Here is a 22851-nt window from a genome sequence, read left to right on the forward strand (position 1 = left end):
AACAGTGTGCCAGCCCACGGCCCGACTGGCTATCGGCGCACGATCAGATACAAACCGATGGCGAACATGATCCCCGCCGGCCATTGGCCCAGCTCGTGCAGTGGCCCGCCGGCGGCGAGTACCGCGCCGCCGCTTAGGTGCAGGCTGCCGAGCAGGCGCAGGAGCCAGTCGTCCTTGCGGCGCTTTTCTTTCGGTTCCGGACTGGCGGTGTGGGGCTGGGCCAGGCGTTCGAGCAGATCGCGGGTCATGCTGGCCAGGTGCGGCAACTGCTCGATCTGGCCGTGCAGGTTGCCGAGCAGGGTTTTCGGGCTGACACGCTCGCGCATCCAGCGTTCGAGGAACGGCTGGGCGGTGCTCCACAGGTCGAGGTCCGGGTACAGCTGGCGACCCAGGCCTTCGATGTTGAGCAGGGTTTTCTGCAGCAGCACCAATTGTGGCTGGACTTCCATATTGAAGCGCCGCGCGGTCTGGAACAGGCGCATCAGCACTTGGCCGAAGGAGATGTCCTTGAGCGGTTTTTCGAAGATCGGTTCGCAGACGGTACGGATCGCCGCCTCGAACTCGTTGAGCTTGGTGTGCGCCGGTACCCAGCCCGAATCGATGTGCAACTGGGCAACCCGGCGGTAGTCACGCTTGAAGAAGGCGAACAGGTTGCGGGCCAGGTAATCCTGGTCTTCCGGGGTCAGGCTGCCGACGATGCCGCAGTCGATGGCGATGTACTTCGGGCTCCACGGGTTCACGGTGCTGACGAAGATGTTGCCGGGGTGCATGTCGGCGTGGAAGAAGCTGTCGCGGAACACCTGGGTGAAGAAGATCTCCACGCCGCGCTCGGCAAGCAGCTTCATGTCGGTGCGCTGGTCGGCCAGGGTCGCCAGGTCGGTGACCTGGATACCGTAGATGCGCTCCATCACCAGCACTTTCGGCCGGCACCAGTCCCAGTAGACCTGGGGCACGTACATCATCTCCGAGCCTTCGAAGTTGCGCCGCAGCTGGCTGGCGTTGGCCGCCTCGCGCAGCAGGTCGAGTTCGTCGTAGATGGTTTTTTCGTAGTCGCTGACCACGTCGACCGGGTGCAGCAGGCGGGCATCGGCCGAGACTCGCTCGGCGGCCCGGGCGAGCAGGAACAGCCAGGCCAGGTCCTGGGCGATGATCGGCTTGAGGCCGGGGCGGATGACCTTCACCACCACTTCTTCACCGCTCTTGAGCTGGGCGGCGTGGACCTGCGCCACCGAGGCCGAGGCCAGGGGCTCGATATCGAAGCGGCTGAAGACCTCGCCGATCTTCTTGCCCAACTGCGATTCGATCAGCTTGACCGCAGTCTGCGAGTCGAACGGCGGCACGCGGTCCTGCAACAGCATCAGCTCGTCGGCGATGTCCTCGGGCAGCAGGTCGCGGCGGGTCGAGAGGATCTGGCCGAACTTGATGAAGATCGGTCCCAGGTCCTGCAAGGCCAGGCGCAGGCGCGCGCTGCGGCTCAGCTCCAGGGTCTTGCGCGGGAACCAGCGCCAGGGCAGGGCAAAGCGCAACGCCAGGAGGAACCAGGGCAGGGGCAATTCGAACAGCAGGTCATCGAGACGGTAACGGATCACGACGCGCTGGATGCGCAACAGACGGCGGACGGCAAGCAGCTTCATGCGTTATCGCTGGATTGGAGGGATCGGGAAAGGCGCTCGACACGCGCCTCGAGGCGTTCCAGGTCGAGTTTGACCCGGTCCAGTTCGGTGAAGCGTGCTTCGGCCTCGTGGGTGCCGACCAAGGCCCGGGACTCTTCACTGAGGTATTCGGCGAGGTTCCGTTGCAGGCTGACAAAGCCCTGCCGGTACAGGCCGGCGCGGCTGCGCAGGTGGCCGCTGAGCAGGGGCGTGGCGATCGGCCCGAGCCAGCGCGAGAGTTCGTACTCCCAGTCCAGCTCCAGGTCCTGAAGCACGGCGGCGAGCTCCAGGAGCACGGCGCTGTCGCCTTCCAGCTGCACCTCGGGGCCGTGGAGCACGGCGCTCTTGTCGCGGCTCAGGGCCAGGTTCAGCAGACTGGTGGCTGGGGCGCGGAGGCTGCAGTCGGCCTCGGCCGCCCAGTTGGCGGCCAGCAGCAGGCCTGCGTCGCTGGGCAGGATGAACAGCTTCAGGGCCGGGCTGGCGCAGTCGACTTCGATGACCTTGCCGGTCAGCTGGCCCAGGCGGCTCAAGGCCGTGCTGTCGAGGCGCAGCACGCGGTTGAGACCGTGCTCGACGCCGGCGAGAAGGCCGCTGAGGATCATCAGGGTTTGATGCCGCGATGCAGGGCGACGATGCCCGCGGTCATGTTGTGGTAGGTCACGCGGTCGAAACCGGCTTCCACCATCATCGATTTCAGGGTTTCCTGATTCGGGTGCATGCGGATCGATTCGGCCAGGTAGCGATAGCTTTCCGAGTCGTTGGTGATCAGCTTGCCGGCCAACGGCATGAAGGCGAACGAGTAGGCGTCGTAGACCTTGGACATCAGCGCGTTGGTTGGCTTGGAGAACTCCAGCACCAGCAGCCGGCCGCCGGGCTTGAGCACCCGCAGCATGGAGCGCAGGGCATCTTCCTTGTGGGTGACGTTGCGCAGGCCGAAGGCAATGGTCACGCAGTCGAAATGGTTGTCCGGGAACGGCAGCTTTTCCGCGTCGGCCTGGACGAACTCGACGTTGCCGGCCACGCCCAGGTCCAGCAGGCGATCACGGCCGACCTTGAGCATGGAGGCGTTGATGTCGGCCAACACCACCTGGCCGGTAGGGCCCACCAGGTGCGAGAACTTGCGCGCGAGATCGCCGGTGCCGCCAGCGATATCGAGCACCCGGTTGCCCGTGCGCACGCCGGACAGCTCGATGGTGAAGCGCTTCCAGAGGCGATGCATGCCACCGGACAGCACGTCGTTCATCAGGTCGTACTTGGCGGCCACGGAGTGGAACACCTCGGCGACCTTTTCCGCCTTTTGGCTTTCCGGTACGTTCTTGAAGCCGAAGTGCGTGGTGGGTTCGGCATCGCTGCCTTTGCGCTGATCAGTCATGTCGCTGTCACCAGAAGAGAATGCGGGCATTCTAATCCCGGTGGCCGGCTTTGTCTTGGCAAGGGTGCATGTAAGATAGGTAACCACCGGGACGTTTTGACGCATTCAGGGTCAGGATTCACCGGGCAAGTCCCGATAGAGCAGGAGTCATTCGATGGCCCGTATTAGTGTTGAACGCGCCCACGGCCTGGGCAAGGTCGGTGCACGCGAGAAGGCCGACCAGTTGGCGCAGAAGCTGGCCGGGCAGTACGGCCTGGAGCCGCAGTGGTCCGGCGATACCCTGAACCTCAAGCGTTCCGGGGTCAAAGGCGCAGTGCATGTGAGCGAAGCAACGATCCGCATCGAGGTCGAGCTGGGCCTGCTGATGTCGGCCATGAGCGGCACCATCAAGGCCGAAATCGAAAAGGCCCTGGACAAGGTGCTGGTCTGAACACGGGCACCGTTCCGACACCGAGCCGGCCTTTAGGGTGCCCATTCTAATTTTTGTCATTACTTTGTGCATAAGCCCCCATTCCGGTGGGCAGATCCTCCAACCCTTCTTCACGTGTGAGGTGCACCATGGCCAAAGTAAGTCTGAAGAAAAAATCCGACAGTCAGCCAACCGCCCTGGCGGAAGTGAAAGTGTATGCCCGCAAGATCTGGCTGGCGGGTCTGGGTGCTTATGCCAAGGTCGGTCGCGAAGGCAGCGAGTACTTCAAGGAACTCGTGGCAACCGGTCAAGACGTTGAAAAAGAAGGTAAAAAACTGATTGGCGTGCAACGTGACGCGGCCAACAGCCAGATCGATAACGTGAAGAGCGAAGTCACCAGCCTCAAGGGTAAGGTGGAAGTGCAACTGGACAAGGTCGAGAAGGCCTTCGACCACCGGGTCGCCAGTGCCTTGAATCGCATCGGGATTCCGTCTAAACATGATGTGGAGACACTCTCTGCTAAGCTCGATGAGCTGACGGCATTGCTCGAACGTGTCGCGCGTAAACATTAAGGAGAACGGGATGGCTGGCAAAAAGAATACCGAGAAAGAAAGCAGCTCGTGGATCGGGAAGGTTGAGGAGTACTCCCGCAAAATCTGGCTTGCTGGTTTAGGCGTGTACTCGAAGATTGATACCGACGGCAGCAAACTCTTCGAGACCCTGGTGAAAGACGGCGAGAAGGCCGAGAAACTCACCAAGACCGCGGTCGACAAGAAAGTCGATGCGGCCAAGGACTCCGCCAGTTCGGCCAAGTCGCGCATCGCTGGGGTCAAGGACCGTGCGCTGGGCAAGTGGGACGAGTTGGAAGGGGCTTTCGACAAGCGCCTGAACAGTGCCATTTCGCGCCTGGGCGTACCCAGCCGCAATGAAGTGAAGGCGCTGCACAGCAAGGTCGATACCTTGACCAAGCAGATCGAGAAGCTCACCGGTGAGTCGGTGCCTCGGGCTTCGACGAAAACGGCAGCGGCCAAACCGGCGGCGAAAGCGGCAGCCAAGCCCTTGGTGAAAGCGGCGGCTAAACCGGCTGCCAAGCCTGCGGCGAAAACTGCGGCAGCCAAGCCGGCAGCGAAAGCCGTCGCCAAGCCTGCAGCCAAACCGGCAGCAGCGGCCAAGCCGGCTGTGAAGCCAGCCGCCAAGCCTGTGGCCGCCAAACCCGCCGCGAAACCTGCGGCGAAACCGGCAGTGGCGAAAAAGCCCGCTGCCGCGAAGCCGGCTCCTGCTGCGGCTCCGGTATCGGCAGCCAACTCGGCTGCTCCGGCACCGGTATCCGCTCCAGCGGCTACGCCAACAGCACCGACTTCACCTTCTCAAGCCTGAGTCGTCGCGCGCTGAATGAAAACGCCCGGCCTGTGAAGGTCGGGCGTTTTTGTGGGGGGCAGGAAAAGGTGTGTTGCCTGTTACACCGTATTCGCGGGCAAGCTCCGCTCCCACAGGTTGGGTGCCGTACACAAAAGTTCGGCTCGACGCGGGCATTGTGGGAGCGGGGTTTGTCGGATCGCCGCAGCGCCGCGAAGAGGCCGGCCCTGGCGCCACAGAGCCAGCCGTTAATCGTGATCTTGCAGATATTGCAGCGCCATCTGCTCCGTCACCAACCGCGCCGGGGCCATCAGGTGCGGGGCCACCAGCATCATGATCTGGTACACCACCAGCCGTACCTCACCCTCGCGCCCAAGAATCCGCTGGTAATCCAGGGAAAACAGCAGCGTCAGGGTGATCTGCTCCACCAACTGCCCCAGGGCCTGGGTCTCACTCAGCAGCAGGCCTTGTGCTTTCAGGCGCGCCAGCAATGACGCCAAGGTCCGTTTGAGGGCGTTGAGTAGGTGGCGGATGCCCTTGGCCAGCTTGGGCAAGCGTCCGGACAGATTGGACAGGTCCTGGAACAGGAAGCGGTAATGGGCCAGCCGCTCGACGATCAGGTGCAGGAAGAACCAGTAGTCCTCGGGCGCCAGTCGGGCGTCGGCCGGTGGATTGAGCAAGGGCGCCAGTTCGCCCTGGAAACGCTCGAACAAGCCCAGCACCAGTGGCTCCTTGCCGTGGAAGTGGTAGTAGAGGTTGCCCGGGCTGATCCCCATTTCATTGGCCACTTCCATGGTCGAAACGTTGGGTTCGCCTTTCTGGTTGAACAGTTGCAGGGCGCATTCAAGGATTCGGTCGCGGGTTTTCATCCAGTCTTCTTAGGTCGTTCCGAGCGTTCGCCACGGCTGTGCGGCAGCCGTGGCCGGTAGTCATCAGCGCACCCGCACATAGGTGCCGGGTGCCGCTTCCATGGGTGGGTAATTGGCGTTGCCCAGGGTCATCTGGGTTTCATGCTGGGCTCCCGAGCGTTCCTGGATCCAGGTCAGCCACTGGATCCACCAACTGCCTTCGACCCGCTTGCCGTCGTAGTACCAGGCCCGCGGATCACTGCTCAGCTTGGGGTTGTTGATGTAGTTGGCCTTGGGGTTGCTCGGCGGGTTGAGGATGCTCTGGATATGGCCGCTGTTGGACAGCACGAACCGACGATCGCCCCCCAGCAGCAAGGTCGAGCGATACACCGCATCCCAGGGTGTGATGTGGTCGTTGATGCCGCCGACACTGAAGCTGTCGACCGTGACTTTTTGCAGGTCGATGGGCGTACCGCAGACCTCCAGGCCGCCTGGATGGCTCAGCGGGTTGTGCTTGAAGAAGTCCAGCAGGTCGCCATGAAAGGCCGCGGGCAAGCGGGTGTTGTCGTTGTTCCAGTAGAGAATGTCGAACGGCGGCGGCTCCTTGCCCAGCAGGTAGTTGTTGACCCAGTAGTTCCAGATCAGGTCGTTGGGCCGCATCCAGGCGAAGACCCGCGCCAGGTCGCGGCCATCGAGCACGCCTTGCTGGTAGGAGCGACGCTTGGCCGCTTCCAGGGTCTGTTCGTCGGCGAACAGGGTGGCCGGGCTGTCCAACTGGCTGTCGAGCAGGCTGACCAGGTAGGTGGCGCTGGACACCCGGCGGATCTGCCGCTTGGCCTGCAGGTGGCCTTGCAGGGCGGCAATGGTCAGGCCGCCGGCGCAGGCGCCCATCAGGTTGACCTCGCGGCTGGTGGTGATCGCCCGGCAGATGTTCATGGCTTCTTCCAGCGCTTCGACATAGCTGGACAGGCCCCATTCGCGGTGACGCACATCCGGGTTGCGCCAACTGACGACAAACACCTGCAGGCCGTTCTTGAGGGCGTACTGCACGAAGCTGTTGGCAGGGCTCAGGTCGAAGATGTAGTACTTGTTGATCTGTGGTGGCACGATCAACAGCGGCTTGGCGTACTGTTTTTCGCTCATGGGCTTGTACTGGATCAGCTCCAGCAGCTCATTGCGAAACACCACCGCGCCAGGGGTGGTGGCCACGGTCTTGCCGACTTCGAACGAATGCTTGGTGACCTGACTGGGCAGCCCGTTGTTGTGCAGCAAGTCGTCCACCAGATGGCTGATGCCACGCACAATGCTGTTGCCGCCGGAGTTGAACACTTCCTTGACCGCCAACGGGTTGAGCAGGGTATTGGACGGCGCCAGGGCATCGTTGAGCAGGGCGAAGACAAAGTGCGCCCGGGCGCGGTCGTCGTCGCTCATCCGGCTGTCGTCGATCCAGTGTTTTACCTGTTTCTGCCAGGCCAGATAGGCTTGCAGGCTGCGGCGGTAGAACGGGTTGAGGCTCCAGGCCGGGTCGGCGAAGCGCGGGTCCTGCGGGTTGGGCTTGTACAGCGTGTCGCCGAGCAGCACCTTGCCCAGTTGTCCGCCCAGGGCCAGGGCGTGCCGGGCGGTATGGATCGGATTGCGCAGGCTGTGGGCGGCCACGCTGCGCAGGGTGGAAAACAGATCCCGGCCGCGCAGACCGGTAATCGCACTCTGTGCATTGATGAACGCGGCGGGGGTGGGCATCGAGCCCGTCGCTGGTTTGTCTCGCATGAGTCAACACTCCTTCGTCATCAGGCTATCAACCAACACAGGGGGGTGCGACAGACGGGGTTGTCGGTCGCGGACCTTGCGCGCCACACGGACGTCCTGCCCGCGCGCGCTTACTGCCAGGGAAACGACTCCTAGGTACTCTTGAAAGGCGCCGGGTGCGGGTGCATCACCGCCCGCTGGCGTTCTTCCTGGAGGAACTTCATGATGATCGGCGCCACGGCCTCGGCCCGAGTGATCAGAAATAAATGACCGTCGTCGATTATGTGTAGCTGGGCATTGGGGATTCGCCAAGCCAGCAGACGCATATTGATCAGTGGAATCAGCGGATCGTCGTCGCCGGCCAGCACCAGGGTCGGCTGGCGGATCTTGTGCAGCCAGTGGATGCTGGTCCAGCCCAGGCCCGCGAACAGTTGCCAGTAGTAGCCGAGCTTGCCGGCCGAGCGAACCTTGGCGGCGTGTTCGGCGGCCAGGTGCGGATCGCGGCGAAAGGCCCCGCCATAGATCGTCGGGGCAATGCGGATAACATGGGAAGGCTGGATATAGCGCCGTGGACTGGCCATGTTCCACAGCACCCTGGGTTTGCCCGGAACCATCACCGTACCGGCGGCGGTGGCCGCGAGGATCAGCTTCTTGCAGCGCTCCGGGTAGTCGTGGGCGAATTGTTGTGCCAGGGCGCCACCCCAGGATACGCCCACCGCGTTGACCTGGCCGTAATCCAGGTAATCGAGCATGCGCGTGGTGAGCTTGGCCAGGCCCGGAAAACGATAAGGCCTTTTGGGCGTCGACGAGCCGCCGACGCCGGGGACGTCGAAGGCGATGACCTCCAGGTCCGGGTCCAGGGCCTGGACGAACGGAAACACCAGCTCCAGGTTGGCGCCGATGCCGTTGAAGATCAGCAAGGGCGTCATATGAGGCTTGCCGGGGCGAACCGCGGTGCGGATGGTCTGGCCATCCAGATCGATGGTTCGGAAGATGAACGGTTGCGGCATGCTCGAAGCCCTGTGGTTAAAACCTGTTTTCCTGATCTAACGTGGTCCCTGTCGGTTCAGGGGGGTCCTGATAGTGAAACTGAATGCGGCCCCTGCAGGCGCCGGGTTGTCATGATACCGAGGCTGAGCGCGGTCTTTGTAGGAGCCAGCTTGCCGGCGATGAGGCCCTTGAGCCGTGCAGCGATCTTCCGGACGCCATCGCCGACAAGTCGGCTCCTACAAGGTATTGCGGTGCTCTTGAGTCCCTAGCGCTCGTGCACGTAGGTGCCCGGTGCCGCCTCGCCTGCCGGGTAGGCCTTGTTGCCCAGACTGGTCGGTGATTTCTTCAGTTTGCCCGAGCGTTCGGTCTGCCACGCCTGCCAGTGCAGCCACCATGAGTCGGTGTGCTTGGTGGAGTTTTCCTGCCAGTCGTCGGCCTTGGCCGGCATCTCGGTGCTGGTCATGTAGCGCGATTTTGGATTGCCCGGCGGGTTCAGGATGCTCTGGATATGGCCGCTGCTGGACAGCACGAACTCGACCTTGCCGCCGAACAGTTGCGCCGACTTGTAGCAGGATTTCCAGGGCGTGATGTGATCGTTGGTGCCCGCCAGGGCAAAGATGTCGGCGTCGACTTTTTTCAGGTCGATCGGCGTGCCGCACACTTCCAGGGCATCGGCGCGTATCAGTGGATTGTTCTTGAACATCTCGATCAGGTCGCCGTGGAAGGCGGCCGGCAGGCGCGTGGTGTCGTTGTTCCAGAACAGGATGTCGAACACCGGCGGCTCGTTGCCCAGCAGGTAGTTGTTGACCCAGTAGTTCCAGATCAGGTCGTTGGGGCGCATCCAGGCGAACACCTTGGCCATGTCGCTGCCTTCCAGCACGCCGGCCTGGTAGGAGTGGCGCTTGGCCGCTTCGAGGGTCTGTTCGTCGACGAACAGCGCGACCTGGGTGTCGAGGGTGGTGTCGAGCACGCTGACCAGCAGGGTCAGGGCGTTGACCTTCTTCTCGCCGAGGGCGGCGTAGTGGCCGAGCAGGGCGGTGCAGGTGATGCCGCCGGAGCAGGCACCGAGCATGTTCACGTCCTTGCTGCCGGTGATGGCGGTGACCACGTCAACGGCTTCCTTCAGCGCCTCGATATAGGTCGACAGGCCCCACTCGCGCTGCGCCTTGGTCGGGTTACGCCAGCTGACGATAAAGGTCTGCACGTGGCTGCGCAGGCAGAAGCGCGCCAGGCTCTTGTCGGGGCTTAAGTCAAACACATAGAACTTGTTGATCTGCGGCGGCACCACCAGCAGCGGCCGCTCATGCACCTGCTCGGTGACGGGGCTGTACTGGATCAGCTCCAGCACATCGTTGCGAAACACCACCGCGCCTTCGGTGGTGCCCAGGCTCTTGCCGACCTCGAAGGCGCCCATGTTCACCTGGCTGGGCATGCCGCCGTTGTGCACCAGGTCCTTGGCCATGTTCGACAGACCGTCCAGCAGGCTCTTGCCGCCGGTCTCGAAGAAGCGCTTGACCGCCGCCGGGTTGGCGGCGGTGTTGGTCGGGGCCATGGCCTCGGTCATCAGGTTGATGACGAAGTGGCCGCGGCTGATGTCCTGTGGCGACAGCGAGCTCTCGCCGATCCAGGCATGGAGCTCCTTGCGCCAGGCCAGGTAGGTTTGCAGGTAACGCCGGTACAACGGATTCTGGCTCCAGGCCGGATCGTTGAAACGCCGGTCATCGCTTTCCGGCTGCAGGCCAGACGTGCCCAGCAGAACGTTCTTCAATTCGACGCCGAAATGCGCGACGTGCTTGACGCTGTGGATGGGTTGTTTGATGGCTTGGGTCAATACCATTCGTGCAGAAGTAAGAAGATCCTTTCTACGCAAGCCGACGACGGGGTTCAGGCCCAGGGTGTTTTCCGAGGCTTGCCGCTGCAGGTCATCGTTGTTCTTGTTACTCATCTACGACGCTCCATTGTCCTGAGACGAGTACCGGGTACAGCTGTGCAAATGGCACAGCGAATGCCAAGTACTACTGCTCGGGTGACCGTTGATTGCACTTCGTTAAATGCACGGAACTTGCCAGCTCCATTGGTTACCCGAGTTTGATTTTTTTCGCAAGCGGGCCAGTCAATAGCCACGCCGTGGGGGATTGAATCAGATGTGATTAGAAAATGCCCCCCAAAACGACCGGAGGTCCGGGCTAGAGCATCAGCTTGACGATGGACTCGGACGGGTCGCGGGATTTTCCGGCGGCTTTGAGTTCGGCAAGATAATCGGCCCACAAGTCATCCTGGCGACGAGCGAGCTCGTAGAGGTAGTCCCAGGTGAACAGTCCGCTGTCATGACCGTCGTCGAAGGTCAATTTCAGTGCATATTGGCCGGCGGGTTCGAGCTTGCTCAAACCGACGTTGAGCTTGCCGAACTGGAGGATGGGTTTACCGTGGCCCTGGACCTCGGCGGAAGGCGAGTGCACCCGCAGGAATTCGGCGGGCAGGTGGTACTCCTCGTCCTGGCCGTATTTGAGGGTCAGGGTTTTCGAGGCTTTGTGCAGGTTGATGGCGGTGGGGAGTCTGGTGGTCATGGGGCTGCCCGGCAATCGATCAGTGTAGGAGCGAGCTTGCTCGCGATGGTCGCCAACGATAACGCGGGGTATCTGATACCCCGCGGTGCCCGTGCCACCATCGCGAGCAAGCTCGCTCCTACAGGAGGGGTCTGCTTACAGGATATACCGCGACAAGTCTTCGTTCTTCGCCAATTCGCCCAAGTGGCTGTTGACGTAGTCGGCGTCGATGCGGATCGGCTCCTCGTTGTGGGCGCTGGCCAGGTCGCCGGCGCTGAACGAGACTTCCTCGAGCAGGCGCTCCAGCAGCGTGTGCAGGCGACGGGCACCGATGTTCTCGGTCTTCTCGTTGACCTGCCAGGCGATTTCCGCCAGGCGCTTGATGCCGTCCGGCAGGAACTCGATGGTCAGGCCTTCGGTTTTCAGCAGCTCGCGGTACTGCTCGGTCAGCGAGGCGTGCGGTTCGCTGAGGATGCGCTCGAAGTCTTCCGGGGTCAGCGCCTTGAGTTCGACACGGATCGGCAGACGGCCTTGCAGCTCGGGCACCAGGTCGCTCGGCTTGCTCAGGTGGAACGCGCCGGAAGCGATGAACAGGATATGGTCGGTCTTGACCATGCCCAGCTTGGTGTTCACCGTGCAGCCTTCGATCAGCGGCAGCAGGTCGCGCTGTACGCCTTCACGGGAGACATCGGCACCGCCGACGTTGCCGCGCCTGGCGACCTTGTCGATTTCGTCGATGAAGACGATACCGTGCTGCTCCACCGCCTCCAGGGCCTTGGCCTTCAACTCTTCGTCGTTGACCAGGCGCCCGGCTTCCTCGTCACGGACCAGCTTGAGCGCGTCCTTGACCTTGAGCTTGCGGCTCTTGCGCTTGCCCTTGCCCATGTTGGCGAACAGGTTCTGCAGCTGGTTGGTCATCTCTTCCATGCCCGGCGGCGTGGCGATCTCGACGCCGAACGACTCGGCCACTTCGACTTCGATCTCTTTGTCATCCAGCTGGCCTTCACGCAGGCGCTTGCGGAACAGCTGGCGGGTGTTGGAGTCCTGGGCTGGAGCTGCGTCTTCGTTGAAGCCCATGCGTGCCGGTGGCAGCAGGGCGTCGAGGATGCGTTCCTCGGCGGCGTCTTCGGCGCGATGGCGGACCTTGGCCAGCTCCTGCTCGCGCAACAGCTTGATCGCGGCGTCCGCCAGGTCACGGATGATCGATTCAACGTCGCGGCCGACATAGCCGACTTCGGTGAACTTGGTTGCTTCGACCTTGATGAACGGTGCGTTGGCCAGCTTGGCCAGGCGCCGGGCAATTTCGGTCTTGCCGACGCCGGTCGGGCCGATCATCAGGATGTTCTTGGGCGTCACTTCAACGCGCAGTTCTTCGGGGAGCTGCATCCGCCGCCAGCGGTTACGCAGCGCAATGGCGACGGCGCGTTTGGCATCGTCCTGGCCAATGATATGGCGATTGAGTTCGTGGACGATTTCGCGGGGGGTCATGGACATAATATGTGGGTCCTCAAGCGGGAACGGGCAGCCGGGCAGGCTGATTATTCCGCGAGGTCCTGCTCCTCGATGGTGACGTTATGATTGGTGAAGACGCAGATGTCAGCGGCGATACCCAGGGCGGCTTCGACGATTTCCCGGGCCGACAGGTCGGTTTTCTTCAGTAGTGCGCTGGCCGCGGCCTGGGCGTAGCCACCACCGGAGCCCATGGCGATCAGGCCGTTTTCCGGTTCGACGACGTCGCCGTTGCCGGTAATGATCAGTGAAGCATCTTTGTTGGCGACCGCCAGCATGGCTTCCAGGCGACTCAGGGAGCGGTCGGTACGCCACTCCTTGGCCAACTCGACAGCGGCGCGGACCAAATGACCTTGATGTTTTTCAAGCTGGCCTTCGAAACGCTCGAACAGGGTGAAAGCGTCGGCGGTGGCGCCAGCGAAACCGGCGAGGACTTCACCGTGGTAGAGGCGACGGACTTTTTTCGCGTTGCCCTTCATGACGGTGTTGCCGAGGGAAACCTGGCCGTCGCCGCCCATGACGACTTTGCCGTGGCGACGAACTGAAACGATGGTGGTCAAGGGAGAATCTCCACGCAGCGGGGCGAAAATGCCTGATGGAAACTCATATGGGGGTGGTGGTGGGTTTTTCAACCGTGGGCGGGATGAGGGGATGAGTGGTGTAGGCGGGCGAGGTTTGTTTTGTCTGAACGATTGCTATCGCCGGCAAGCCGGCTCCTACAGATTTGCGTCGTATACAGATATTGTGCACGACACCAACCTGTAGGAGCCGGCTTGCCGGCGATAGGGGCCGTGAGGCCGCTGAAAGCTCCACGGACAACCATCGCCCCGCCTGTCAGCGGCTCTGGCGTTGTTGCAGCAGCAGGTTGTTGAAGCCGCTGCCGGCTAGTTGTTTCTGCGCCTTGGTCAGTTGTTCGCGGTTGCTGAACGGTCCGACCAGGACCCGATACCAGGTCTCGTCCTTCACGGTCCCGGATTCCACGGAAACCGATTGCCCCAACAGGATGACCTGCGCGCGGACCTTGTCCGCGTCGGTTTCCTTGCGGAACGAGCCGGCCTGCAGGAAGAACTGCGTGACTGCCGCCGGCTTGGCCACGGCCACGGGCGGCGGCGGTGGCGGGGTCATACCGGACAGCGCGGCCTGGGCCCGCGCGGTATCGATCTTCGCCGCTTCGGCCGGGGTCACCGGGGTGGTCGGGGTCGGCACGGTCTGTGGTGTCGGCAGGGTTTTCTCCGGCACGGCTTCCGGTGGCACGATGACCTCGGATTCCGGCAGCAGGGTGTAGAAGTCGTACTTGGGCTTCACCGGCTGGGTCGGGCTCGGCGGAGTCTTGTTGGCTTCGGCGATCTTGCTGGCCTTCAACTGTTCCTGCTTGACCCGCTTGATGTCATCGCCCTTGCCCGGCTCCAGCTTCATCAGGAACACGATGAACGCGCCCACGCCGAGGCCGATTGCCAGCCACAACCAGCCGGGGATCGGTTTTTTCGCAGGAGCTTGGTAACGGCTGGCGCCACGTTTGGGTGCGGGGGTTTTCTTGGCAGCCAACTTACATACGCTCCAGGGTTTCCAGACCCAGCAGTTCCAGGCCTTGCTTGAGGGTGCGGCCGGTCAGCGCGGCGAGGCGCAGGCGGCTCTGTTTCTGTGCGGCGGTTTCGGCGGACAGGATCGGGCAATTCTCGTAGAAGCTGGAGAACAGGCCGGCGACATCGTACAGGTAGGTGCACAGCACATGTGGCGTGCCTTTCTCGGCGACGCTGCCGAGCACTTCGCCGAACTGCGCCAGTTTGGCGGCCAGTTCCTGTTCGTGGGGGGCTTCAAGGACGATCTGTCCTTCCACCTGGGTGAAGTCCTTGCCCAGTTTGCGGAACACACCGGCCACGCGGGTGTAGGCGTATAGCAGGTAGGGCGCGGTGTTGCCTTCGAAGTTGAGCATCAGCTCGAAGTTGAAGCTGTAGTCGCTGCTGCGGTGCTTGGACAGGTCGGCGTACTTGACCGCGCCGATGCCCACCACCCGGGCGATAGTGCGCAGTTCGTCTTCGGCCAGCGCCGGGTTCTTTTCCTTCACCAACAGATAGGCGCGGTCCATGGCCTCGGTCAGCAGGTCGATCAGCTTCACGGTGCCGCCGTCGCGGGTCTTGAACGGGCGGCCGTCGGCACCGTTCATGGTGCCGAAGCCCATGTGCTCCATTTCCATCGGGTGACCGACGAAACCGGCCTTGCGCGCCACCGCGAACACCTGCTGGAAATGCAGGGCCTGGCGCTGGTCGACGAAGTACAGGGCGCGATCGGCTTTCAGCACGTTGCTGCGGTAGCGCACGGCGGCCAGGTCGGTGGTGGCATAGAGATAACCGCCATCGGCCTTGACGATGATCACCGGCAGCGGCTCGCCGTCGGCATTCTTGAACTCGTCGAGGAACACGCACTGGGCGCCGTTGCTTTCGACCAGCATGCCCTTGGCCCTGAGGTCGTTGACCACGTTGATCAGGTCGTCGTTGTAGGCGCTTTCGCCCATCACGTCGGCCATGGTCAGTTTGACGTTCAGCAGCTCGTAAGTGCTTTGGCAGTGGGACAGGGAGATATCGGTAAAGCTCTTCCAGGCCTTGATGCACGACTCGTCGCCGGCTTGAAGATCCACCACCAGCTTCCGGGCGCGATCGGCAAATGCCGGGTCTTCGTCAAAGCGTTTCTTGGCCGCCCGGTAGAAGTCCTCGAGGTCCGACAGTGCGCTTTTGAGCATGTCCGGATTATCTTCGAGCATGGCCATCAGCATGCCGAACTGGGTACCCCAGTCGCCGACGTGGTTCTGCCGGATCACGTTGTCGCCGAGGAACTCGAGGACGCGCGCCACGCCGTCGCCGATGATGGTCGAGCGCAGGTGGCCGACGTGCATTTCCTTGGCCAGGTTGGGCGCCGACAGGTCGACCACCACGCGCTGCGCCGGGCCGGCCTTGCGCACGCCGACATGGGCGTCGGCCAGGGCGGCGTCGAGGCGCGCGGCCAGGGCCTGGGTGTTCTGGAAGAAGTTGATGAAGCCGGGGCCGGCGATCTCGGCCTTGCTCACGCTGTCGGCGGCGGGCAGGGCGGCGATGATTTTTTCCGCCAGGTCACGCGGCTTGAGGCCAGCTGGTTTGGCCAACATCATCGCGATATTGCTGGCGAAGTCGCCGTGGGTCTTGTCCCGGGTGTTTTCCACCTGGATCGCCGGCGTCAGCCCTTCAGGCAACACACCTTCGGCGACGAGTTGGGTGATGGCTTGTTGGATCAGCTGGCGAATGGTGTCTTTCATGGTCTTCTCTTTCGACCGCAAGCGCGGCGGCGCTTCGATGCGCAGGTGGAAAAACTGGGCATTATCCGTTGCCGGGGCGAGCTTGCCAACCGGTTATGGACTTGTGGTGCCTGGGTTGACCTCTTCGCGGGCAAGCTCCGCTCCCACAGGTTCTCGGTTGTACGCAAGGTTGCGGTATGGCTCGGACATTATGGGACTGATGCCACAAATCCCGAGTCGTTTACAGTATTTGCATACAACTCGGACCTGTGGGAGCGGAGCTTGCCCGCGAAGAGGCCGCCAGGGTCAATACAAATCCACCGGATCGACATCCAACGACCAGCGTACCTGCCGCCCGCTGGGCATCTGCTCCAGGACCAGCAGCCAACTGCTCAACAATCGGTGCAGCGCGGCCCGGCCATTGGCCTGCAACAACAACTGCGCCCGATAACGCCCGGCCCGCCGTTCCATGGGCGCTGGCACCGGCCCCAGCAGCTCGATGCCGCCCAGGTTCATCTCGGCGAGCAAACGCTCCGCCTCGCTGCAGGCCTCATCGAGAAACCCCTCGGCCTGTCCCGGCTTGTGGGCTTCGGCCCGCAGCAGCGCCAGGTGCGCGAAGGGTGGTAATCCAGCAGCCCGGCGCTCGCTCAGGGCCTGCTCGGCAAAGGCGAAATAGCCCTGCTCGGTCAGTTGAATCAACAGCGGATGGTCCGCCAGGTGCGTCTGGATAATCACCTTGCCCGGCTCCTCTGCCCGCCCGGCCCGGCCCGCCACCTGGACGATCAACTGGGCCATGCGCTCGCTGGCGCGGAAGTCTCCGGAAAACAGGCCGCCGTCAGCATCGAGGATAGAGACCAGGGTCACCCGGGGGAAGTGATGGCCTTTGGCAAGCATCTGCGTACCCACCAGGATGCACGGCAGGCCTTTCTGGATGGTGGCGAACAGCTGGTTCATCGCGTCCTTGCGCGAGGTGCTGTCGCGGTCGACTCGCAGCACCGGGTAGTCGGGGAACAGGATGCCCAGGCGCTCCTCGGCGCGCTCGGTCCCGGCGCCCACCGGGCGCAGGTCGACCTTGCCGCACTGCGGGCAATTGCGCGGTACGCGTTCGACATAGCCGCAGTGATGGCAGCGCAGTTCGCCAGAACGCTGGTGCACGGTCATCCGTGCATCGCAGCGCGAGCATTCGGACATCCAGCCGCAGTCGTGGCACAACAGCGTCGGCGCGAAGCCGCGACGGTTGAGGAACACCAGCACTTGCTGACCGGCGGCGAGGGTCTGGCCGATGGCTTGCTGCATGGGACCGGAAATGCCGCTGTCCAGTGGCCGACTTTTCACATCCAGGCGCAGGAAGCGCGGTTGCTTGGCGCCGCCGGCGCGTTCGTTCAGGCGCAACAGGGCGTAGCGACCGGTGTAGGCGTTGTGCAGGCTTTCCAGGGACGGCGTGGCCGACCCCAACACGATCGGGATGTTTTCCTGGCGGGCCCGCACCAGCGCCAGGTCGCGGGCGTGATAACGCAGGCCTTCCTGCTGTTTATAGGAGCCGTCGTGCTCTTCGTCGATGATGATCAGCCCGGGGTTTTTCATCGGGGTGAACAGCGCCGAACGGGTGCCGATAATGATGTCGGCCTCGCCGTCGCGGGCGGCGAGCCAGGCGTCCAGGCGCTCGCGGTCATTCACCGCCGAGTGCAGCAGGGCGATGCGGGCGTTGAAGCGTTGTTCGAAACGCGCCAGGGTCTGCGGTCCCAGGTTGATTTCCGGGATCAGCACCAGCGCCTGCTTGCCAGCTTCCAGGGTCTCGCGGATCAGTTGCAGATAGACCTCGGTCTTGCCGCTGCCGGTGACCCCGGCCAGCAGGAATGCGTGAAAACTGTCGAGCCCGGCACGGATCGCTTCGCAGGCGGCGCGTTGTTCGCTGTTGAGCGGCAGTTCCGGTTGCGCCAGCCAGTGTTCGTGGCGCTCGCTGGGGGCGTGACGGCGAACTTCCACCTGCACCAGGTCCTTGGCCAGCAGCAGGTCGAGGCTGTCCTTGCTCAGCATCAGTTTGCTCAGCAGTTGATGGGCCGCGCCGTGAGGGTGCTGGGCCAGGGTCGCCAGGGCGTCGCGTTGGCGCGGGGCCCTGACGATGCGTGGGTCGTCGAGGCGGGCGCCGGGGACAATCGACCAGAACCGTTCCTGGCGCGCCTCGGCCGGCTCGCCCTGGCGCAGCAGCACCGGCAGCGCCCAGCTCAGGGTGTCGCCGAGGCTGTGCTGATAATACTGGGCGGTCCACAGGCACAGCTTGAACAGCGCCGGCGGCAGCGGCACCGTGGCGTCGAGCAGGGCCGTGGCGCGCCTGAGCTTGTCCGCCGGGACTTCGCTGTGCTCGGCGATCTCCACCAGGATGCCGATCATCTCCCGGCGGCCGAACGGTACTCGCAGGCGCATGCCGGGCTGCAACGCGCCGCGCGGCACGCCTTCCGGTGCCCGATAATCGAACAGGCGACGCAGTGGCGACGGCAGGGCAAGGCGCAGGATGGCGTCGGGCACGCGGTTCTCTCAGGGCGGGTTTCATGGAGGGCGCGAGCCTAGCAGACGGCTCGGGCAGTGTCTTCCCGACGGAGGGCATGCTGGCCACTTGCGTCAGAGAAAAGCTCTGGTATGATCGCCGGCTAAATTACGTGCGGTGTTCAACAATCGTGTTGAGCGGCGGCACGCCAGCCTGAGGAAGTCCCCATGAAAGCCGATATCCATCCAGTATACGTAGACATCGACGTTACCTGCAGCTGCGGTAACAAGTTCGTGACCCGTTCGACCCATGGCAAAGCACTGCCAATCGACGTGTGCAACGAATGCCACCCGTTCTACACCGGTAAGCAGAAGACCCTGGACACCGGCGGCCGCGTACAGAAGTTCGCCGACCGTTTCGGCATGTTCGGCGCTGTCAAAAAGGCCTGAGGCTGATCGCTCTGGGGAAAACCGCTGGTTTTTCCCGGTCGATAAAAAAGGCGTCCCGCGTGGACGCCTTTTTTGTGGGCGTCGTTTTTATCCGCGGCTGCCGCATAAAAACTGTAGACATTTTTTTGCTTGATTGTGCACAGTCGCACCTTGTATTTCCTGGCTTTTGGGCCAAAGTCGTAGGGGCAGGCGCTTGACAGCAGTGACTGGTCAGTCTTGTGAGGACTTGGCGACACGAGTATCCTCGGCGGTCCGTCTGTCCCACAGTAAAAAGCGGAATGCCCACATGTCAGATTTGAAAACTGCCGCTCTCGAATATCATGCCAAGCCCCGTCCGGGGAAGCTGAGCGTCGAGCTCACCAAAGCCACCGCCACTGCCCGTGACCTGTCGCTGGCCTATAGCCCAGGCGTAGCCGAACCAGTACGCGAAATCGCCCGCGATCCTGAGCTGGCCTACAAGTACACCGGCAAGGGCAACCTGGTTGCAGTCATTTCCGATGGCACCGCGATTCTCGGCCTGGGTAACCTCGGCCCATTGGCCTCCAAGCCTGTCATGGAAGGCAAGGGCGTGCTGTTCAAGCGCTTCGCCGGTATCGACGTGTTCGACATCGAAGTCGACTCGGAAAGCCCGCAGGCCTTTATCGACACCGTCAAGCGTATCTCCATCACCTTCGGTGGCATCAACCTGGAAGACATCAAGGCACCTGAGTGCTTTGAGATCGAACGTGCTCTGATCGAGCAGTGCGATATTCCGGTGTTCCACGATGACCAGCACGGCACCGCGATCGTCACCGCGGCCGGCATGATCAATGCCCTGGAAATCGCCGGCAAGACCCTGCCGGAAGCCAAGATCGTCTGCCTGGGTGCCGGCGCTGCCGCGATCTCCTGCATGAAGTTGCTGGTAAGCATGGGCGCGAAGATCGAAAACATCTTCATGGTTGACCGTACTGGCGTGATCCACGCTGGCCGTGACGACCTGAACCAGTACAAGGCGGTGTTCGCCCACGCGACCGAGAAACGCACCCTGGCTGACGCGCTGCAAGGCGCTGACGTGTTCGTCGGCCTGTCCGGTCCGAACCTGCTGGACGCTGCGGGCCTGCTGGCCATGGCGCCCAACCCGATCGTGTTCGCCTGTTCGAACCCGGATCCGGAAATTGCCCCGGAGCTGGCTCACGCCACCCGTAACGACGTGATCATGGCCACCGGTCGTTCGGACTACCCGAACCAGGTCAACAACGTTCTGGGTTTCCCGTTCATCTTCCGTGGTGCCCTGGACGTTCGCGCCAAGCGCATCAACGAAGAGATGAAAGTGGCTGCCGCCAACGCCCTGCGCGAACTGGCCAAGCTGCCGGTGCCACAGGAAGTGTGCGACGCCTACGGCGGTATCAAGCTGGAGTTCGGTCGTGAGTACATCATTCCGAAACCAATGGATGCCCGTCTGATCACCCTGATCTCCGATGCCGTGGCCAAGGCCGCGATCGAGACCGGCGTGGCGACCCTGCCGTATCCGAAGCACTACCCGCTGAAAAGCGTGGATGACGTGTTCAACGGCTAAGCCGTTGTAGCGTCAAACAAAAAGCCCCGGCTCGGATGAGTCGGGGCTTTTTTGTGGGTGCCATTTGGGCGGTGCAGGTCATTCAGGCTGGGCGCGATCTCCTGTAGGAGCTGGCTTGCCGGCGATAGCGTCCGCATGAACGGCGCAGAGCAAGGGCCTCATCGCTGGCAAGCCAGCTCCTACAGGGGGCGGTGGTGCCCGATCAGAACAGGTCGATCGGCGCCGCCTCATCCGCTGGCAGCGGGCTACCCGGAACGCTGCCGCCATTGCCGATTTCGTTGACCGATGGCGGCGTGTCTTCGCTCTTGAACAGTTCGAAGTAGGCGTTCGGCGTGCCCGGGGTTGCCGCACGACCGCTGACTGGATCCACCCGCAGGCTGAGGATGCCTTCCGGCTCCGCCTGGGTGTGAAGCGGCTTGCCCTTGAGGGCGGCACCCATGTAGTCCATCCAGATCGGCAGCGCCACGGTGCCGCCGAATTCGCGACGACCGAGGCTTTCAGGTTGGTCGAAACCGGTCCAGACGGTGGTGATGTAGTCGGCGTTGTAGCCGGTGAACCAGGCGTCCTTGGATTCGTTGGTGGTGCCGGTCTTGCCTGCCAGGTCGCCACGGCCCAGAGCCAGGGCGCGACGCCCGGTGCCGAGCTTGATCACGTCCTCGAGCATGCTGTTGAGGATAAAGGTGGTGCGCCCATCGATGATCCGTTCGGCCACCGCCGGTGCCTGGGCGGCCGGTGTCGGGGCTTCACTGGTGCTGTTGACGGTGAAGGACGGCTGGCTTGGCGCCGCAATGCCGCTGCTGGCCGCCGCGCCCGTCGGTACGCTCGGTGGGTTGGCGACGAACAGGGTGTCGCCATTGCGGCTTTCGATCTTGTCGATCAGGTATGGGGTGATCTTGTAGCCGCCGTTGGCGAAGGTGCTCCAGCCCGTGGCAATTTCCATTGGCGTGAGGGTCGCGGTGCCCAGGGCCAGGGACAGGTTGCGCGGCAGGTCCTGTTTGTTGAAACCGAACTTGGTGATGTAGTCGATGGTCTTGTCGACGCCCAGGCTTTGCAGCAGGCGAATCGAGACCAGGTTGCGCGACTTGTACAGTGCCTCGCGCATGCGGATCGGGCCAAGGAAGGTATTGGTGTCGTTTTTCGGTCGCCAGACCTTGTCCAGGTATTCGTCGACGAACACGATCGGCGCATCGTTCACCAGACTGGCCGGGGTGTAACCGTTATCCAGGGCGGCGCTGTAGATGAACGGCTTGAAGCTCGAACCCGGCTGGCGCTTGGCCTGGGTGGCACGGTTGTAGTTGCTCTGTTCGAAAGCGAAGCCGCCGACCAGGGAGCGAATCGCACCATTTTGCGGGTCAAGCGAGACCAGCGCGCTCTGGGCGGCCGGTACCTGGCTGAATTTCAGGCTGTTGTCGGCCTGGCGCTGGACGCGGATCAGATCGCCGACCTGGGCCACGTCGGCCGGTTGCTTGGGCACGGCGCCGAGGCTGTTGGTATTGAGGTACGGGCGAGCCCATTTCATGCTGTCCCAGTTGACGATTTCCGGACCGTTGCGGGTCAGTACGTGCAAGCTGGTCTTGTCCACCTGGGTGACGATGGCCGGATCGAGGCCGCTGATGGTGCGCTGCTTGCCCAGTTCGGCGATCCAGGCGTCGCGGGTCTTGCCCGGAAGGCGTGATTCCGGCCCGCGGTAGCCGTGGCGCTGGTCGTAGGCGATCAAGCCTTCCTCGACCGAGTGGTTGGCCAGTTCCTGCAGGTTGCTCGGTACGGTGGTGGTGACGCGGAAACCTTCGGTGTAGGCTTCGCTGCCATAACGACCGACCATTTCCGCGCGGGCCATTTCGGCGATGTACGGCGCGTTTACTTCCGGCGTCGGCACGTGATAGCTGGCGTTGATCGGCTCGACGATGGCGGCCTGGTAGGCGGCCTCATCGATTTTACCCAATTTGTACATGCGGCCGAGGATCCAGTCGCGGCGCTCTTTGGCGCGCACCGGGTTGGCCAGCGGGTTGAAACGCGACGGGGCCTTCGGCAAGCCGGCGATCATGGCCATCTGGGCCAGGGTGATGTCGCGGATCGACTTGCCGTAATAAACCTGAGAGGCCGCTTCGATACCGTAGGCGCGGTTGCCCAGGTAGATCTTGTTCACGTACAGCTCGAGGATCTCGTCCTTGGTCAGCTGGCGCTCGATTTGCAGGGCAAGAAGAATTTCGTTGGTCTTGCGCGAGAAGCTACGCTCGCTGGACAGGAAGAAGTTCTTCGCCACCTGCATGGTGATGGTGCTGCCGCCGGACTGGATATGCCCGCTCTTGACCAGCTGGGTCGCGGCGCGCATCAGGCTGCTGGGGTCGACGCCATAGTGGTTGGCGAAGTTGTCATCCTCGGCGCTGAGCAGGGCGTTGATGAAGTTTGGTGGGATATCGGCGAAATGCAGCGGCGAACGGCGCATCTCGCCGAATTCGGCGATCAGCTTGCCATCGCTGGTATAGACCCTGAGCGGAATCTGCAATTGTATGCTGCGCAAAGTCTCGACGGACGGCAGGCCCGGACTAAGATAAAGAAAAGCGCCGCTCAGGACGAGCAACAGCCCGCAGAACACGGCGACGAAAGACCACCCGAAAAACTTCAGCAGACGAATCAAGGCTTGTGGATTTCCAGATAAAAGAATGAGT

Annotated in this window: 19 protein-coding genes; 5 read left to right on the top strand and 14 right to left on the bottom strand. The window is 62.8% G+C overall.

Translation table 11 applies throughout. The annotated features are described in order from the left end of the window. Window positions 1-29: 29 nt before the first annotated feature. From ubiB to ubiE, 3 genes are read right to left on the bottom strand one after another with little or no spacing between them, the layout of a single operon-like run. The gene (gene ubiB / locus AC07T0_RS22530) at window positions 30-1634 is read right to left on the bottom strand and encodes a ubiquinone biosynthesis regulatory protein kinase UbiB (RefSeq protein WP_495003259.1); all 1605 of its coding nucleotides are present in this window, start codon (window positions 1632-1634) and stop codon (window positions 30-32) included. Further along, complete coding sequence (locus AC07T0_RS22535) at window positions 1631-2254, bottom strand: ubiquinone biosynthesis accessory factor UbiJ (protein ID WP_495003260.1); 624 nt, start codon at window positions 2252-2254, stop codon at window positions 1631-1633. Before AC07T0_RS22535 ends, ubiB begins: the two co-directional genes overlap by 4 nt. After that, the gene (ubiE, locus tag AC07T0_RS22540) at window positions 2254-3024 is read right to left on the bottom strand and encodes a bifunctional demethylmenaquinone methyltransferase/2-methoxy-6-polyprenyl-1,4-benzoquinol methylase UbiE (protein WP_103497711.1); all 771 of its coding nucleotides are present in this window, start codon (window positions 3022-3024) and stop codon (window positions 2254-2256) included. The genes AC07T0_RS22535 and ubiE overlap by 1 nt, the downstream gene beginning before the upstream one ends. Before the next feature lie 154 nt (window positions 3025-3178). Between ubiE and AC07T0_RS22545 the strand changes: the two genes are divergently transcribed. From AC07T0_RS22545 to AC07T0_RS22555, 3 genes are all read left to right on the top strand, one after another. Continuing rightward, window positions 3179-3454, top strand: coding sequence for a polyhydroxyalkanoic acid system family protein (locus tag AC07T0_RS22545; protein ID WP_495003261.1), 276 nt, complete (start codon window positions 3179-3181; stop codon window positions 3452-3454). A 128-nt stretch (window positions 3455-3582) separates the two neighbouring features. Next, window positions 3583-4005 (top strand): phasin family protein, encoded by a 423-nt coding sequence (locus AC07T0_RS22550; protein ID WP_495003262.1) that lies wholly within the window; start codon window positions 3583-3585, stop codon window positions 4003-4005. A gap of 10 nt (window positions 4006-4015) precedes the next feature. Beyond that, the gene (locus AC07T0_RS22555; protein WP_495003263.1) at window positions 4016-4810 is read left to right on the top strand and encodes a phasin family protein; all 795 of its coding nucleotides are present in this window, start codon (window positions 4016-4018) and stop codon (window positions 4808-4810) included. Window positions 4811-5037: 227 nt separating this feature from the next. Here AC07T0_RS22555 and AC07T0_RS22560 read toward each other — a convergent pair whose 3' ends face one another. The 10 genes from AC07T0_RS22560 to AC07T0_RS22605 all read right to left on the bottom strand — a co-directional run bounded on the left by AC07T0_RS22560 (window position 5038) and on the right by AC07T0_RS22605 (window position 18219). Continuing rightward, a complete protein-coding gene (locus tag AC07T0_RS22560) occupies window positions 5038-5658 on the bottom strand; it encodes a TetR/AcrR family transcriptional regulator (protein WP_495003264.1) in 621 nt (206 codons plus the stop codon). Window positions 5659-5721: 63 nt separating this feature from the next. After that, window positions 5722-7404, bottom strand: a complete 1683-nt coding sequence (phaC, locus tag AC07T0_RS22565) for a class II poly(R)-hydroxyalkanoic acid synthase (RefSeq protein ID WP_495003265.1) — start codon at window positions 7402-7404, stop codon at window positions 5722-5724. 131 nt (window positions 7405-7535) lie between these two features. Beyond that, window positions 7536-8393, bottom strand: a complete 858-nt coding sequence (gene phaZ / locus AC07T0_RS22570; RefSeq protein WP_495003266.1) for a poly(3-hydroxyalkanoate) depolymerase — start codon at window positions 8391-8393, stop codon at window positions 7536-7538. 245 nt (window positions 8394-8638) lie between these two features. Continuing rightward, window positions 8639-10318 (bottom strand): class II poly(R)-hydroxyalkanoic acid synthase, encoded by a 1680-nt coding sequence (phaC, locus tag AC07T0_RS22575; RefSeq protein ID WP_495003267.1) that lies wholly within the window; start codon window positions 10316-10318, stop codon window positions 8639-8641. A gap of 241 nt (window positions 10319-10559) precedes the next feature. After that, complete coding sequence (locus tag AC07T0_RS22580) at window positions 10560-10940, bottom strand: gamma-butyrobetaine hydroxylase family protein (protein ID WP_495003268.1); 381 nt, start codon at window positions 10938-10940, stop codon at window positions 10560-10562. A 135-nt stretch (window positions 10941-11075) separates the two neighbouring features. Then, window positions 11076-12413 (bottom strand): ATP-dependent protease ATPase subunit HslU, encoded by a 1338-nt coding sequence (hslU, locus tag AC07T0_RS22585; protein ID WP_495003269.1) that lies wholly within the window; start codon window positions 12411-12413, stop codon window positions 11076-11078. A 44-nt stretch (window positions 12414-12457) separates the two neighbouring features. Further along, window positions 12458-12988: an ATP-dependent protease subunit HslV gene (hslV, locus tag AC07T0_RS22590; protein ID WP_495003270.1), complete on the bottom strand. Its 531-nt coding sequence runs from the start codon at window positions 12986-12988 to the stop codon at window positions 12458-12460. 274 nt (window positions 12989-13262) lie between these two features. Then, on the bottom strand, window positions 13263-13973 hold the full coding sequence (locus AC07T0_RS22595) for an SPOR domain-containing protein (protein ID WP_495003271.1): 711 nt from the start codon (window positions 13971-13973) through the stop codon (window positions 13263-13265). Between the two features lies 1 nt (window position 13974). Beyond that, window positions 13975-15714 carry an arginine--tRNA ligase gene (argS, locus tag AC07T0_RS22600; RefSeq protein ID WP_495003272.1) on the bottom strand — a complete coding sequence of 580 codons (1740 nt, stop codon included), beginning with the start codon at window positions 15712-15714 and terminating at the stop codon, window positions 13975-13977. 285 nt (window positions 15715-15999) lie between these two features. Further along, on the bottom strand, window positions 16000-18219 hold the full coding sequence (locus AC07T0_RS22605; RefSeq protein WP_495003273.1) for a primosomal protein N': 2220 nt from the start codon (window positions 18217-18219) through the stop codon (window positions 16000-16002). 186 nt (window positions 18220-18405) lie between these two features. Here AC07T0_RS22605 and rpmE point away from each other — a divergent pair, with 186 nt between their 5' ends. Beyond that, window positions 18406-18627 (top strand): 50S ribosomal protein L31, encoded by a 222-nt coding sequence (gene rpmE, locus AC07T0_RS22610; protein ID WP_495003274.1) that lies wholly within the window; start codon window positions 18406-18408, stop codon window positions 18625-18627. Between the two features lie 286 nt (window positions 18628-18913). Continuing rightward, a complete protein-coding gene (locus tag AC07T0_RS22615) occupies window positions 18914-20182 on the top strand; it encodes a malic enzyme-like NAD(P)-binding protein (RefSeq protein WP_495003275.1) in 1269 nt (422 codons plus the stop codon). A gap of 202 nt (window positions 20183-20384) precedes the next feature. On the opposite strand, the gene AC07T0_RS22620 is transcribed toward AC07T0_RS22615, so the two are convergent. Next, window positions 20385-22817, bottom strand: a complete 2433-nt coding sequence (locus tag AC07T0_RS22620) for a penicillin-binding protein 1A (protein ID WP_495003332.1) — start codon at window positions 22815-22817, stop codon at window positions 20385-20387. Window positions 22818-22851 lie beyond the last annotated feature (34 nt).

This window comes from Pseudomonas sp. GW821-FHT04D07, assembly GCF_059420225.1.

What these genes read in the sequence shown, in the direction of transcription:
- ubiB (WP_495003259.1), bottom strand. Translation starts at nt 1,634, where the DNA reads ATGAAGCTGCTTGCCGTCCGCCGTCTGTTGCGCATCCAGCGCGTCGTG.
- AC07T0_RS22535 (WP_495003260.1), bottom strand. Translation starts at nt 2,254, where the DNA reads ATGATCCTCAGCGGCCTTCTCGCCGGCGTCGAGCACGGTCTCAACCGC.
- ubiE (WP_103497711.1), bottom strand. Translation starts at nt 3,024, where the DNA reads ATGACTGATCAGCGCAAAGGCAGCGATGCCGAACCCACCACGCACTTC.
- AC07T0_RS22545 (WP_495003261.1), top strand. Translation starts at nt 3,179, where the DNA reads ATGGCCCGTATTAGTGTTGAACGCGCCCACGGCCTGGGCAAGGTCGGT.
- AC07T0_RS22550 (WP_495003262.1), top strand. Translation starts at nt 3,583, where the DNA reads ATGGCCAAAGTAAGTCTGAAGAAAAAATCCGACAGTCAGCCAACCGCC.
- AC07T0_RS22555 (WP_495003263.1), top strand. Translation starts at nt 4,016, where the DNA reads ATGGCTGGCAAAAAGAATACCGAGAAAGAAAGCAGCTCGTGGATCGGG.
- AC07T0_RS22560 (WP_495003264.1), bottom strand. Translation starts at nt 5,658, where the DNA reads ATGAAAACCCGCGACCGAATCCTTGAATGCGCCCTGCAACTGTTCAAC.
- phaC (WP_495003265.1), bottom strand. Translation starts at nt 7,404, where the DNA reads ATGCGAGACAAACCAGCGACGGGCTCGATGCCCACCCCCGCCGCGTTC.
- phaZ (WP_495003266.1), bottom strand. Translation starts at nt 8,393, where the DNA reads ATGCCGCAACCGTTCATCTTCCGAACCATCGATCTGGATGGCCAGACC.
- phaC (WP_495003267.1), bottom strand. Translation starts at nt 10,318, where the DNA reads ATGAGTAACAAGAACAACGATGACCTGCAGCGGCAAGCCTCGGAAAAC.
- AC07T0_RS22580 (WP_495003268.1), bottom strand. Translation starts at nt 10,940, where the DNA reads ATGACCACCAGACTCCCCACCGCCATCAACCTGCACAAAGCCTCGAAA.
- hslU (WP_495003269.1), bottom strand. Translation starts at nt 12,413, where the DNA reads ATGTCCATGACCCCCCGCGAAATCGTCCACGAACTCAATCGCCATATC.
- argS (WP_495003272.1), bottom strand. Translation starts at nt 15,714, where the DNA reads ATGAAAGACACCATTCGCCAGCTGATCCAACAAGCCATCACCCAACTC.
- rpmE (WP_495003274.1), top strand. Translation starts at nt 18,406, where the DNA reads ATGAAAGCCGATATCCATCCAGTATACGTAGACATCGACGTTACCTGC.
- AC07T0_RS22615 (WP_495003275.1), top strand. Translation starts at nt 18,914, where the DNA reads ATGTCAGATTTGAAAACTGCCGCTCTCGAATATCATGCCAAGCCCCGT.